The 13,624-nt window shown below is 62.5% G+C and carries 10 protein-coding genes; 1 reads left to right on the forward strand and 9 read right to left on the reverse strand.

The features are described from left to right. Positions 1 to 694 precede the first annotated feature (694 nt). From Q0072_RS00215 to Q0072_RS00255, 9 genes are all read right to left on the reverse strand, one after another. Entirely contained in the window at positions 695 to 1,813 is a 1,119-nt protein-coding gene (locus Q0072_RS00215) for an ABC transporter ATP-binding protein (RefSeq protein ID WP_298324057.1), read from the reverse strand. Between the two features lie 12 nt (positions 1,814 to 1,825). Beyond that, positions 1,826 to 2,692, reverse strand: coding sequence for an ABC transporter permease (locus Q0072_RS00220; protein WP_298324075.1), 867 nt, complete (start codon positions 2,690 to 2,692; stop codon positions 1,826 to 1,828). Between the two features lie 14 nt (positions 2,693 to 2,706). Continuing rightward, a complete protein-coding gene (locus tag Q0072_RS00225; RefSeq protein ID WP_298324059.1) occupies positions 2,707 to 3,618 on the reverse strand; it encodes an ABC transporter permease in 912 nt (303 codons plus the stop codon). A gap of 63 nt (positions 3,619 to 3,681) precedes the next feature. Beyond that, complete coding sequence (locus Q0072_RS00230) at positions 3,682 to 4,779, reverse strand: spermidine/putrescine ABC transporter substrate-binding protein (protein WP_298324061.1); 1,098 nt, start codon at positions 4,777 to 4,779, stop codon at positions 3,682 to 3,684. Positions 4,780 to 4,952: 173 nt separating this feature from the next. Beyond that, the gene (locus tag Q0072_RS00235; RefSeq protein ID WP_298324077.1) at positions 4,953 to 6,326 is read right to left on the reverse strand and encodes a glutamine synthetase family protein; all 1,374 of its coding nucleotides are present in this window, start codon (positions 6,324 to 6,326) and stop codon (positions 4,953 to 4,955) included. A gap of 156 nt (positions 6,327 to 6,482) precedes the next feature. Next, positions 6,483 to 7,838: an aspartate aminotransferase family protein gene (locus Q0072_RS00240; RefSeq protein WP_298324063.1), complete on the reverse strand. Its 1,356-nt coding sequence runs from the start codon at positions 7,836 to 7,838 to the stop codon at positions 6,483 to 6,485. Positions 7,839 to 7,955: 117 nt separating this feature from the next. After that, positions 7,956 to 9,407: an NAD-dependent succinate-semialdehyde dehydrogenase gene (locus Q0072_RS00245; RefSeq protein WP_298324066.1), complete on the reverse strand. Its 1,452-nt coding sequence runs from the start codon at positions 9,405 to 9,407 to the stop codon at positions 7,956 to 7,958. Between the two features lie 4 nt (positions 9,408 to 9,411). Continuing rightward, positions 9,412 to 10,932: an aldehyde dehydrogenase gene (locus Q0072_RS00250; RefSeq protein WP_298324067.1), complete on the reverse strand. Its 1,521-nt coding sequence runs from the start codon at positions 10,930 to 10,932 to the stop codon at positions 9,412 to 9,414. A 225-nt stretch (positions 10,933 to 11,157) separates the two neighbouring features. Further along, positions 11,158 to 11,865 (reverse strand): GntR family transcriptional regulator, encoded by a 708-nt coding sequence (locus tag Q0072_RS00255; RefSeq protein WP_298324069.1) that lies wholly within the window; start codon positions 11,863 to 11,865, stop codon positions 11,158 to 11,160. Between the two features lie 127 nt (positions 11,866 to 11,992). Here Q0072_RS00255 and Q0072_RS00260 point away from each other — a divergent pair, with 127 nt between their 5' ends. Further along, a complete protein-coding gene (locus Q0072_RS00260; protein WP_298324072.1) occupies positions 11,993 to 13,324 on the forward strand; it encodes an aspartate aminotransferase family protein in 1,332 nt (443 codons plus the stop codon). Positions 13,325 to 13,624: the final 300 nt, after the last annotated feature.

Here is a 13,624-nt window from a genome sequence, read left to right on the forward strand (position 1 = left end):
GCTAGAAAACTGCTTACCTGCCTCAACGCCATGTTGCGCGATGGCATCAAATGGACACATCATCTCCCTTGACTTCCAACACAGTCGCTCCCCGCACTGACGTGCAGGGAGGTATAAGGGAAGGTGAACCGTCTCCGGGGCCCCAAACAAGCCGGGGGTACAAGGGAGGGCGAATCGGCTCCGGGCCCCCAAACACGTTGGGGAGGTACAAGGGAGAGTGATCCCGCTGCTGACGCGTGGCTGTCTGAGCGGCGTCGGGAGCCGCTTTTTGTCACCCTGTCCTCAGCGTTTAGGAAGAGGTTCGGCTTTCTTGTACCTCCCCAACTTGCTTGGGGAGGGGGACCGCACGAGCCTGTCTGAGCCTAAGCGAAGACAGGTGAGATGTGGTGGTGGGGGAGCTTTCTGAGTTTCAACATCGGCGTGGGCGGACGTTTCGCATCACCCCACCACCGCATCTCACCGCCTTTGGCGGTTCGTGCGGTCCCCGGCACCGGCCGCCCGGCTCCCCGCCAAAGGCAGGGAGGTATAAGGGAGAGTGAACCCACCTCTGGTGCTATACCCCAAACCCGTTGGGGAGGCGCAAGGGAAAGCGCCTAGAGCATTCGTCGGCTAAGTTGAGCCGACGAATGGATCTAATTATTTCTAACGCCTCATGTTTTTCCGAAAAGTGGTGTCCACTTTTCGGCATGAGGCTCTAACTCAGCAAGGCCGCAGGCGCACAGGCGTTGAACGACAGCCACACCTTTTCGTCCCAGGTAAAGTCTTCCTGATCCCAGCGGGTGAGGTTGGAGCGCAGCACCTTGACCATGCGGCCGCTGTCGAGTTCGACCTCATAGACCGTCTCAGACCCCAGATAGGTCATCAGGCGGATGGTCCCGGCGACGATATTATAGCCTTCGGGGGCGTCTTCCATCTTGGTCGGTTTGTGATCGAACTTCACCATCTCGATCTTTTCAGGACGCAGCGCCGCCCAGACGGTCGCGCCGGTCGCCCCAGTCACGCCGTGGTCGAGATAGATCGGCCCGATGTCGCGCGTATTGATGATGGCGTGGTCCGGCTCATCGACGTCGAGCGTCCCTTCAAACAGGTTCACGCTGCCGATAAAGTCGGCGACAAAGCGCGAATTGGGGAACTCATAGAGGTCAAAGGGCGTGGCCACCTGTTGCAGCAGGCCGCGGTTCATCACGGCGCAGCGCGTGGCCATGGCCAGGGCCTCGTCCTGATCGTGGGTGACCATGATGAAGGTGATGCCGACCTTCTCTTGCAAGAGCGCCAGCTCGGTCCGCATGGCGTCGCGCAGCTTGGCATCGAGCGCCGACAGGGGCTCATCGAGCAGCAGCACGCGGGGCTTTTTGACCAGCGCGCGGGCCAGCGCCACGCGCTGCCGCTGACCGCCCGACATCTGGTCCGGCTTGCGCTCCCCGAAGCCGCCGAGCTTGACCAGCTCCAGCGCGTCCTCGGCGCGCTGACGGCGCTCAGCCTGTGGCACGCCGTCCATCTTCAGGCCGTAGGCGACGTTATCGAGCACGCTCATATGCGGGAAGACGGCGTAGGACTGAAACACCATGTTCACCGGGCGCTTGTTCGGCGGGGTGTTGGAGACGTCCTTGCCGTCGATCAGGATGCGGCCCTCGGTCGGCATCTCAAACCCGGCCAGCATGCGCAACAGCGTGGTCTTGCCGCAGCCCGACGGACCGAGCAGGGAGAAGAACTCCCCCTCCTTGATGTCGAGCGACACATTGTCCACGGCGGTATTCTTGCCAAAGCGCTTGGAGACGTTCTCGAAGCTGATGATGGTCTTGTCTTCGGACATCAGGTGTCTCCGTCACTTCTTTTCGGGGCCATGGCCGGCGGTCAGGGCGCTGGTCCCCTGGAATTTCAAGGCGAGGAAGGTGAGCAGGACCGTCACCACGATCAGTATGGTCGAGGCGGCGTTGACCTCAGGCGTCACCGAAAAGCGCACCATCGAATAGATCTTCACCGGGAAGGTCACAGTGTCGGGTCCGGAGGTGAAGAAGGTGATGACGAAATCATCAAGCGACAGGGTGAAGGCCAGAAGCGCGCCGGCGATCAGCGACGGCTGGATATGCGGCACCAGTACGTCCATCAGGGTGCGCCATTCGCTGGCCCCCAGATCCTTGGCGGCCTCCTCAAGCTCACGGTTGAACGAGGCCAGACGCGCCCGCACCACCACCGCCACGAAGGGGAAGCTGAACGAGACGTGGGCGATGATGATGGCCCCCAGATTGAGCGGCCACGGCAGGCCCTGCGGCCAGGGGAAGATTTTGGCAAAGAAGACCAGCATGCCGACGCCCATGCAGATTTCCGGCACCACGATGGGGATGGCCATGCCGGCATCAAAGGCCGTGCGGCCGGGGAAGCGGAAGCGCCACAGGGCAATGGCCGCCATGGCCCCGACGATCACCGACAGGATGGTCGAACACAAGGCGATGACGAGGGAGTTGCTGAACGCCTCGATCAAACTGGCATTGGTCAGGGCCTTTTCGTAGTATTTCAGCGTGAAGCCCTGCCACACCACGTTGCGCTTTGAGTCATTGAAGGAAAACACCATCAGCGAGATCAGCGGCGCGTAGAGGAAGATCGTCACCGCGATCAGCCACGCCTGAATGGGCCAGCGGCGCATATAGTCCAGCGGACCGGGACGCTCTTTTTTGGCAGGCACTACCTTCATGGTGGCTGCGTCGCTCATGCCATCCCCCGCTTCTTCGCCGAGCTGTCGAGCAGGCCCTGAATGGCGATACCGATAAAGGTCAGATAGACCAGAATGAAGCACAGGGCCGCGCCGAAGGGCCAGTTATTGGCGCGCTTGAACTGGCTTTCGATCACATTGGCGATCATCTGCGAGTCCGTGCCGCCCAGAAGGTCCGGCGTCAGATAGGCCCCCAGCGCCGGGATAAAGGTGATCAGCACACCCGAAGCTATCCCCGCTCCGGCCAGCGGGATTACAATGGAGAACATCGTCCGGATATGCCCGGCCCCCAGATCGAGCGAGGCCTCAAGGAGCGACCGGTCCAGCCGGTCAAGCGTCGAATAGAGCGGCAGGATCATGAACGGCAGATGCACATAGACGAGGCCCAGCACAACGGCGAAATTATTGTACAGCAGCTCCAGCGGCTGAAACGTGCCCAGCGGCTGAAGCCCGATCAGCGTCATCAGGCCCGACGCATTGTTCCACAGAAACTGATAGGTCTGATTGACATAGCCTTCGCTGCGCAGAACGGCGATCAGGGCATAGGTGCGGATCAGCAGATTGGTCCAGAAAGGCAGCATGACCAGCAGCAACAGCCACGGTTTCCACTTGTCCGGCGCAAAGGTGATGGCCAGCGCCACCGGAAAACCGATCACCACACACAGGAAGGTGGTCAGGGCCGCCACCCACAGGGACTTGGCAAAGATGCCGAGATAAAGCGGCTCCAACGCTTTGGCGTAGTTGCTCCACGTCCCCGTGAAGGCAATGTCGATCAGGCCGCGGTTTTCGCCGAAGCTGTAGAGCCAGACAATGCCCAGCGGCACGAAGAAAAAGAAGACCAGCCAGACGAGCGGCGCGCTCATCAGCGCGGCAAAAAGTCCCTTGGCCTGACGCCAGCTCTGTTCCATGTGTGGTCCCCTTACACAAAAACAAACCGCCGCAGGTCAGGTGCACCTGCGGCAGAGATGGTCTTAGGCGGCCTTGATCCTGGTCATGGCGTCTTCATAGACCTGCGCCTTGGAAGCATCGAAGGCCGCGTATTCGCAGCGCGCCAGCTCCTCGGCCGAGGGGAAGATGATGGGGTTGTTCTTATAGCTGTCCGGCATCAGCGCCTTACCCGCCGCATTGGTCGTCGGGTAGAGGATGGTCTCAAAAATGTGCTTCGAGGCCTGCGCGTCCATCATATAGTTGATGAAGCGGTGAGCGTTTTCCGGGCGCGCCGAGTCCTTGGGGATGCACCAGTTGTCGGAATTGAGCTGCGAGCCTTCCTTGGGGATGATGAAGTCGATATCGTCGTCCTCGGCCTTGGCCTGCGCGATGTCACCATTGTATTCGAGGACCAGATCAACGTCCTTCGCCAGCAGCATCTTATCGCCATCGTCACTGTGGAAGGCCTTGATATTGGGCTTCTGCTTAATCAGCATTTCGGTGACCTTGTCGATGGTCGCCTGATCAAGGCCATTGACAGAATGGCCCAGATATTTGGCCCCCAGACGGATCATGTCCCCGGCTTCGGACAGGACGGCGATACGACCTTTGAACTGATCGGAATCGAACAGGTATTTCCACGAATCCGGCTTGAAGCCCGCCGGCATTTTCGACTTGCGATAGCCGATACCGAGCACCAGCCAGGTATAGGGCGCCGACCATTTGCGGCCCGGATCATAGGCCACATCAAGGAAGGCCGGGTCGATGTTTTTGAGATTGGGCAGCTTGGCGTGATCGAGCGGCAGAAGCAGATCGGCCTGCGACAGGCGCTCAACGAAGTCGTTCGACGGCACAATGACGTCAAAGCCGGAATTGCCGGTCTTCATCTTGGCGAACAGTTCGTCATTGGTCGCAAACAGCGACATGTTGACGTCGATACCGGCGGCCTTTTTGAAGTCGGACAGCGTATTGGTGCCGATATAGGTGTCCCAGTTGTAGAAGTTCAGCTTGTTGCCTTCGCCGCCGGAGGAACTCGCCCCCTGCGAACAGGCCGACAGGCCGCCGAAACTGATGCCCACCGCCGCGGCCCCAAGACCTTGCAGCAAGGAACGACGTGAAGCGTGAGTACGCGATGAAGTCATGTCCGGTCTCCTCAGGTTTCAACCCGTCAGCGGGTGGTGATGGTGCAAACCTCACGGAAGACGCCGTCCCTCTGGCCCCTTCCAAGTGTGACGATACGTTAACAGAATACGGGATTGGGTTTCTGTCAACCGGCAACTGTGATCACGTTCGCAAATGCGTCATAATTCGCGCCCTACGCGTTCCTCAGATACCAGTCGTAATCCAGTTCGGTGATTTCCTCGAAGAAACGCGCCTGTTCGGTCTTTTTGACCTTCACATACATGTCGATGAAGCGTTCCCCCAGATAGTCGCGCAGCACCTGAGACCTGTCGAGATAATCGACCGCCGCGAACCAGTTGGTAGGCAGCGTTGCGCCGGTTTCGGCGGCCACCGCATAGCCATTGCCGACCACGGCGGGGCCGGGGTCGATCTGTTGCGTCAGGCCGTGGTGGGCGCAGGCGAGTACGGCCGCCAGCACCAGATAGGGGTTGCCATCGGCCCCGGCGACGCGGTGTTCGACGTGGCGCGTATGGGCCGGACCGGCGGTGACGCGCAAGCTGACCGTGCGGTTATTGACGCCCCAGGTCAGGCCCACCGGGGCGTAGGAATTGGCCTTGAAGCGCTTATAGCTATTGGCGCCCGGCGCGAGGATGCCCATGCAGTCGGCCAGATGATCCTTCATGCCGCCGATCATGTGCTTCAAAAGCGCAGAGCCTTCCGGATGGGCGTCGGCACAGAGATTGTTGCCGTCCTTATCCGCCACAGACACATGCACGTGGAAGCCGGAACCGGCGCGGTCGGCCCACGGCTTGGCCATAAAAGTCGCTTCGATGCCAAGGCTGAGCGCCACGCCCTTGGCCATGCGCTTATAGAGGACCGCATCGTCGGCGGCGCGCAGCGCATCCGGCTTGTGCTTCAGGGTCAGTTCGACCTGACCGGGGGCAAATTCGGAAATCGCCCCCTCCAGCGGAATGTTCATGACATCCGCCGTCTCCCACAGGGTGCGGAAGAACTCACCGTGGGCTTCGACTTCGGGCAGGCCATAGACCTGAATGCCCTTCGGCGTCTGGCCCGTATTGAACCCGGCGGCAGGCACCAGCTCACCTTTGTGTCCCCGCTCGATATCGACGAGGTAATATTCCAGCTCACAGGCCACCACCGGCGTCAGGCCATCGGCGGCGTAGCGGTCGAGCACCCGTTGCAGCACATGGCGCGGATCGAGGTCGTTGGGCGTGCCGTCCAGTTCGTAGAGGGAGAGCATCACCTGCCCCACATCGTCCCCCAGCCACGGCGCGGGCGTCAGCGTCCCCGGCACCGGTCGCGCCACGCGATCGGCGTCGCCGTCTTCCCAGACAAGGCCTGTCTCTTCGCAATCGGCCCCCAGCGTATCGACCACCAGAATCGAGCCCGGCAGGAAGCGGCCATATTCGTAGATGGGCAACAACTCGTGACGGCGCAGACGCTTGCCACGCGGCACCCCGGTCATCGAAGTGAACAGGATCTCGAAGTAGTTGATGTGCGGGTGGGCCTCGAGAAAGGCCTTGGCCTCATCAACGGTGGCGACCATGGGGTGTGCAGGCAGGGTCATTTCGTTATCCTCCTCCCCTGTTTACGGGGGAGGTGTCTTCGAGTGAAACGAGAAGACGGAGGGGGCAATTGGACGAACAAACGCCCCCTTCGTCAGCGGCTTGGCGCTAACACCTCCCCCACAACGGCGTTGCCGCTACGCAGGGGAGGATGTGAAACGCTTGTACTCAGCAATAAAACCTTCCACCGCCGCCACGAGGCGGTCAATGGCCTCCGGTGGGGTTTTGGGCGAAATCAGCATCATATTGTGGAAGGGCGCGATCAGCACCCCTTGATTGATCAGATAGAGATGCAGGGCCTCCAGCAGGTGCGGGTCCAGCGCCCGGCGCATGTCGGCGGCGTTTTGCGGTTCAGGCGCGGCAAAGACCAGCTCGGCCCGCGCGCCGACATGCACCACCGACCACGGCACCTGATGCTGCGCGATGACGGCCCGCAGTTTGGCCACAAGGCTTTCGGCCCCGGCCTGCATATAGGCGTAGGCGTCCGGGGTCATGACCTCGCTAAGCATGGCCTTCATGCCGGCGATGGCCAGCGCATTGCCGGACAGGGTGGTGCCTATGCCGGACGAGCCCGGTCCGATAGCGGCCTGAGCGGCGTCCATGCGCGCGGCGACTTCGGCGGTGACGCCCCACACGGCGGCGGGGACGCCTCCGGCAATGGCCTTGCCCACGGTCAGGACGTCGGCGCGCAGACCATGTTCGCGCACATAGCCGCCAAAGCCCGACGACAAGGTATGCGTCTCATCGTACACCAGCAGCGTGCCCGTCTCGTCACACAGGGCACGCAGGCGCTCGTGATAGCCCTTGATCGGCAGGATCATGCCGCAATTGGTCATGACGGGTTCGAGCATGACGGCAGCGATCTCACCCGTGCGCAACGCTGCCTCCAGCGCCGCAAGGTCGTTGAACGGCACGACGACGCTGTGTTGCGTCAGGTTGGCGACCTGCCCGATCAGGCCGGCCTTGTGGACGATCTGCCCATCCTTCAACACCACGAAGGCGTCATCGACCATGCCGTGATAGGCGCCGTCGATAAACAGGATCTTCGGGCGCTGCGTAATGGCCCGCGCCCAGCGGATAACGGCGCGATTGGCGTCCGACGCCGTCGTGGCGCACTGCCACACCGGCAGGCCGAACCGGTCTTTCAGAAGCTGACCCACCTCAAGGCTGGAGCGGGTCGGCAGCATGAAGCCCACCCCCTGCCCCGCCTGCGCGGCGATGGCGCTTTGCAGTTCCTCGCGCCCGTGGCCGAACATGGAGGGGGTGTCGCCCAGACAGAAGTCGTCATAGGCGTGGCCATCGACGTCCCACAAGGTCGCGTCCTTGGCCCGCTCGGCATAGAGCGGCACGGGCGAGGCCCAGTCGTGCATCCAGTGCATCGGCACCCCGCCCCGCCACACCGTTTGCGCCTCAGCGGCCAGAGCAACGGTTTTGGGGTGGGTGGCGGTGAACAGGCGCTTTTGTTCGGTGAGGAAATCAGACAGAGCCGTCACGGCAGGCCCCCTCCGTCAGCGACTTCGCGCTGCCACCTCCCCCGCTCCGCAGGGGAGGAGAAACCAATCCCCCCTCCTCACCTGTCGCGAAGAGGACGGAGGTGGCGATATCCCAACTCATCCCAGACCCCCGAAACTGATGAACTTGGTCTCCAGAAACTCTTCAAGGCCCTCGACCGCGCCTTCACGGCCCAGACCCGATTCCTTGACCCCGCCAAAGGGCGCCACCTCGGTAGACATCACCCCGTCATTGAGGCCAACCATGCCCGCCTCAATGGCCTGAGACACGCGCCAGCCGCGCTTGATGTCCGTCGTAAAGGCATAGGCCGCCAGACCGAACGGCGTGTCATTGGCCAGAGCGATCCCTTCCGCTTCGGTGTCAAACGGATAGAGCGCCGCCACCGGGCCGAAGATTTCCTCATCAAACAGGCGGGCCTCACGCGGCACGTACGTCAGAATGGTCGCCGGGAAGTACAGCGGCCCCTGAGTCTCATCGACCTTGCCGCCCAGCACCACCTGCGCGCCCTTCGACACCGCGTCTTCGACCAGTTGCGTCACCTTGCTGGCGGCCTTCTGATTGATCAGCGGCCCCAGACCCGTGCCCTCTTCCCAGCCTGGCCCCAGTTGCAGGCGTTTGGCTTCGGCGGTCAGGCGCTCAACGAACACATCATAGATACCGCGCTGCACGAAGATGCGGTTGGCGCAGACGCAGGTCTGCCCCGAATTGCGGAACTTCGACAGGGCCGTCGCCGGGACCGCGATATCGAGATCGGCGTCGTCAAACACCACTACCGGCGCATTGCCGCCCAGCTCCAGCGAGATCTTCTTGATGGTCGAGGCGCACTGCGCATAGAGCGTTTTGCCGACCGGGGTGGAGCCGGTGAAGGAGAACTTTTTGATGCGCGGATCGGTGGTCAGGACCTTACCCACCTCGGCCCCGCTGGCGGCCGTCACAATGTGGATCAGGCCGTCGGGCACCCCCGCCCTGTCGGCCAGTTGCTTCAGCGCCAGCGCGCTCAGAGGCGTGTCCTCCGCGGGTTTCAGCACCGCCGCGCACCCGGCGGCCAGCGCCGGCCCCAGCTTGCGCGTAATCATCGACAGGGGGAAGTTCCACGGGGTGACGGCCCCGACCACACCCACCGGCTGCTGGATGGTCAGGAGTTGTTTGCCCGCCACCGGAGCGGGAATGGTGCGGCCATAGGCGCGCTTACCCTCTTCGGCGAACCATTCGATGAAGCCCGCCGCATAGGCCACTTCGCCACGCGCTTCCTTGATCGCCCGACCCTGTTCCAGCGACACCAGAAGGCCCAGCGCCTCCTGATTCTGCATCAGCAGATCGTGCCATTTTTCCAGAATTTTAGCACGCTCCTTGGCGGTTTTTGCGGCCCATTCCGGCATGGCGGCCTGAGCCGCGGCAATGGCGGCCTCGGTCTCTTCGGCCCCCATATCGCGCACATAGGCCAGCACCTCGCCGGTCGAGGGGTTGTACGACACAAAGGCCTTATAAGCGGGCGGCGTCTGGCTGATGGCGTCGCCGAGGATGTCGAGAATCGCGGGGGTGAGTTTCATGACATTATACCGTGTAGCTGATCGAGACAGACTTCAGATCGGCATACTTATATAGGGCGTGCAGGCTGCGATCGCGACCAAAGCCCGACTGTTTAAAGCCCCCGAAGGGCAGCGTAATGTCGCAGGCATCCCAGCCATTGACCCAGACCAGCCCGGCCTTAAGCTGTTTCGCCGCCCGCATGGCGCGCCCGACATCCGCCGTCCACACCCCGGCGGCCAGCCCATAGACGGTATCGTTGGCCAGACGCAAGGCCTCCGCCTCGCCCTGAAAGGTCAGGACCGACAGGACCGGCCCGAACACCTCTTCGCGGGCCAGCACGTTGTCCGGCGTGATGCCATCAATGAGCGTCGGCTCGACATAGAAGCCGCCGGTTTCGCTGCGCGCCCGACTGCCGCCCAGCCGCAGCGTGCCGCCGCCCGCCTGCCCCCTGGCGATATAGTCAAGCGCCGTATTCATCTGACGCTCAGAAATCATGGCCCCGAAAGCGGTTTGCGGATCGAAGGGGTCGCCGACCGTGATGGTCTTGGCCACAGCGATGACCTTTTCGAGGAAGGCGTCCTTGATGGCGGCTTCGACGAACAAGCGCGAGGCCGCCGTGCACACCTGACCCTGATTGTAGAACACGCCCCAGGCGGCGTTCTGCGCTGCGGCCTCAAGGTCCGGGCAATCGGCAAAGACGATCTGCGGCGACTTGCCCCCCAGCTCCAGCGAGACGCGCTTGAGGTTGGATTCGGCCGACGCCTTCATCAGTTGCCGCCCCACTGGGCCCGACCCGGTGAAGGCGATCATATCGACCTCCATATGGCGGGCCAGCGCGTCCCCGGCCTCAGGACCGAAGCCGGTCACCACATTGAACACGCCGGCGGGCAGACCGGCCTCGATGGCCAGCGTCGCTACATAGAGCGCCGTCAGGGACGACAGCTCGGCGGGTTTGAGCACCACCGAATTGCCCATGGCCAGCGCCGGGGCGACCTTCCACATGGCCATGTGCAGCGGGAAGTTCCACGGCACAATGGCGCCAATAACGCCCAGCGGCTCATGCTCAGCATAGGAGAAACGGCCCTGCGGCGCAGGCGCGACCTCGCCATAGATCTTGTCCAGCGCCTCGGCATAGTAACGCACGCTGTTGATGGCCAGCGGAATATCGACGGCGCGGGCATCGCGGATCGGCTTGCCCGTATCGAGACATTCCAGCAGGGCCAGAGTTTCCGCGTGCGCCGTCATCCGGTCGGCCAGGGCGTGCAGCACCTTTTTCTTGGCCTTAGGGGCAAGGTGGTGCCAGCGCCCGTCCTCGAAGGCCTGACGCGCCGCGCGCACGGCGGCATCGACATCGGCGGCGTCACAGGCGGGCAGCCGGTTGATCAGGCGGTTGTCGCGCGGCGTGTGATTATCGAAGGTGCGCCCGGAAGCCGCCGCTGTCCATTGCCCGTCGATAAAGGCCTTATCAGGTATGAAGACCGCTTTCAGGGCCTCAAGCACCCCGGACAGGTCGGCAGCAGGCGTGGCAATCGGCGCGGGCAGCATGGCAAAACCTCCGGCAATTTGTGATCACAAATGGAACATGGCGCAAACGCAGTCGTCAAGCCTTAATCTACCGCCTGCGGCGAAGCCGTGGGAGGGGGGACCATCCGCGGAGCGCAGCGACAGCGGATGGTGGGAGGGGATGACTCGGAAACGTCAGCAGCCGCGTCCCTTGTCGCTCTCGCTGGCACGAAGCCCCATGCCGTTGGCAGAGGGAAACGAAAAGGCTTACCCCTTCAACGCTTCCAGCATCAGTTCCATGCCTTCGTGCACATCGTCCGACATATGCTGGCGCACCGCCCCGGCGTCGCCGGTTTCAAAGGCGCGGATCAGTTCCTGATGGTGGTCCTGCGGCAGTTGCACCGTGCCCAGCCGCCCGAAGACCACACGCATAAACGGCCCTGATTGCAGCCACAGGGTCTTGGCCATATCGAGAAACAGATCCGCCTGCGCCAGCCGGTAGATGCGGAAATGAAAGGCGTGGTTGGCCTGCATATAGCCATCGACGTCGCCCTTACCCAGCGCCGCCATCAGGCGCTGATCGTCGGCCTTCAGCTCAGCAATAACGTCCCTGGTCATCGCCGCCACGGCGCGGAAGGCCAGTTCCGGCTCGACCCACTGGCGCGCCATCATCAACTGCCGCAGGCGATCCTCGGACAGCGACGGCACCCGCAGGCGCTTGTTAGACGGCTGAAGCTCAAGGGCCTTCTGCGCGATCAGGCGACGGACCGCCTCGCGCACCGGCATGGGGCTGACGCCCAGCCCGCTGGCCAGGGTACGCAGCGAGACCGACTTGCCCGGCGGCAACTGCCCCTGAATCAGCCGGTTGGCCAGCGCCTCATAGACCTGATCGTGGACCGAAGACTCTTCATCGCGCACCTCAGTCCCCCCCGGCACGGAGGTTTGCGCAAGACGGGTCAGCGCCGGAAAGGTCATAGAGACGGCCTCGAAAATGTGATCACAAAATGGGAAAACGGCGCACAAAAAGACTGGTACGGCTGTGTATAGCCTGTAAGCTGTGGACGGACAATTGAAATGCCTGTTGTTTAAGGGAGGCCCGGCCATGGACGCGTCTGATCATTTCCCCTCACCCGACGCCCTGAGTTCGTTCTGGATGCCCTTCACGCCCAACCGGGCGTTCAAGTCCGGGCGGCATAAGCTGCTGATCGAAGCCGACGGCATGTATTACCGCAGCCACGACGGGCGCGAAATTCTGGACTCCACGGCGGGCCTGTGGTGCTCCAATGCCGGGCACAACCGCCCCAGGATCACAGCGGCCATTCAGAAACAGGCGGCGGTGCTGGACTTTGCGCCGACCTTCAATATCGCCCACCCGCTGGCGTTCGAATTTACCCACAAACTCAGCCACATCCTGCCCTACGACCTGAAAAAGGTGTTTCTCACCAATTCCGGTTCGGAGGCGGCCGATACGGCGCTGAAGATCGCCCTGGCCTATCATCGCATGCGCGGCAATGGTGCCAAGACGCGCCTGATCGGGCGTGAGCGCGCCTATCACGGCACCGGTTTTGGCGGCATCAGCGTCGGCGGCATCGTCAAGAACCGTATGCACTTCGGCACGCTGCTGACCGGGGTCGATCACCTGCCGCACACCCACCTGCCGCAGAATGTTTTCTCAAAAGGCGAACCGGAGCACGGGGCCGATCTGGCCGACGCGCTGGAACGGCTGGTGACACTGCACGACGCCTCGACCATCTCCGCCGTCATCGTGGAGCCTGTGGCCGGTTCGACTGGCGTGCTGATCCCGCCGAAGGGCTATCTGAAACGCCTGCGCGAGATTTGCGACAAGCACGATATTCTGCTGATCTTCGATGAAGTGATCACCGGATTCGGGCGACTGGGGACACCCTTTGCCGCCGACTATTTCGGCGTGCGCCCTGACCTGATCTGTATGGCCAAAGGCATCACCAATGCCACCGTGCCGATGGGGGCGGTCGGCGTGTCGAACCGCATCTACGACACCTTTATGCAGGCGTCAGAAACCCCGATCGAGCTGTTCCACGGCTATACCTATTCCGGCCACCCGCTGGCCTGCGCCGCCGGGATCGCCACGCTGGAAACCTATGAAGAGGAAGGCCTGTTCGCCCGCGCCGCCGAAATGTCTCCCTACTGGCAGGAAGCGGTCCATTCGTTGCGCGACGCGAAGCACGTCATCGACATCCGCAATCTGGGACTGATCGCCGGGATCGAGCTGACGCCGCGCGAAGGGGCGCCCACGGCCCGCGCGCTGGAGGTATTCGACCGCTGTTTTGAGGCCGGCCTGCTGATCCGCGTCACCGGCGACATCATCGCCATGTCGCCGCCGCTGATCATCGAAAAGGCGCACATCGACCGCATCGTCGAAACCCTGCGCCGCGTGCTGGATCAGACGGGTTAGGCTGAAGTGACGGTTAACATAGTGGCTCTCCCTCCTCCCCATATTATGGGGAGGTGCCGAGTTTACGAGGCGGAGGGGTATCTTACGGACGGTAATACCCCTCCGTCAGCTTCGCTTCGCTCGCTGCCACCTCCCCACGCAAGCGTAGGGAGGAGAAAAGGGTGATTCACGGTCTTAGTAAGGCCTAAACCACCGACACGACCAGCGCGAACAGGCCAAAGATCGCGCAGCCCAGCACATTGATCCACCGCCCGCCCAGCTTACGCACCGGGGGGGCAAAGCGCGCGACTAGCAGGATCA

Origin of the sequence: Asticcacaulis sp., assembly GCF_027484505.1 — a bacterium.
Taxonomy (GTDB): Bacteria; Pseudomonadota; Alphaproteobacteria; order Caulobacterales; family Caulobacteraceae; genus Asticcacaulis.

What these genes read in the sequence shown, in the direction of transcription:
- Q0072_RS00215 (WP_298324057.1), bottom strand. Translation starts at nt 1,813, where the DNA reads ATGTCCGAAGACAAGACCATCATCAGCTTCGAGAACGTCTCCAAGCGC.
- Q0072_RS00220 (WP_298324075.1), bottom strand. Translation starts at nt 2,692, where the DNA reads ATGAAGGTAGTGCCTGCCAAAAAAGAGCGTCCCGGTCCGCTGGACTAT.
- Q0072_RS00225 (WP_298324059.1), bottom strand. Translation starts at nt 3,618, where the DNA reads ATGGAACAGAGCTGGCGTCAGGCCAAGGGACTTTTTGCCGCGCTGATG.
- Q0072_RS00230 (WP_298324061.1), bottom strand. Translation starts at nt 4,779, where the DNA reads ATGACTTCATCGCGTACTCACGCTTCACGTCGTTCCTTGCTGCAAGGT.
- Q0072_RS00235 (WP_298324077.1), bottom strand. Translation starts at nt 6,326, where the DNA reads ATGGTCGCCACCGTTGATGAGGCCAAGGCCTTTCTCGAGGCCCACCCG.
- Q0072_RS00245 (WP_298324066.1), bottom strand. Translation starts at nt 9,407, where the DNA reads ATGAAACTCACCCCCGCGATTCTCGACATCCTCGGCGACGCCATCAGC.
- Q0072_RS00250 (WP_298324067.1), bottom strand. Translation starts at nt 10,932, where the DNA reads ATGCTGCCCGCGCCGATTGCCACGCCTGCTGCCGACCTGTCCGGGGTG.
- Q0072_RS00255 (WP_298324069.1), bottom strand. Translation starts at nt 11,865, where the DNA reads ATGACCTTTCCGGCGCTGACCCGTCTTGCGCAAACCTCCGTGCCGGGG.
- Q0072_RS00260 (WP_298324072.1), top strand. Translation starts at nt 11,993, where the DNA reads ATGGACGCGTCTGATCATTTCCCCTCACCCGACGCCCTGAGTTCGTTC.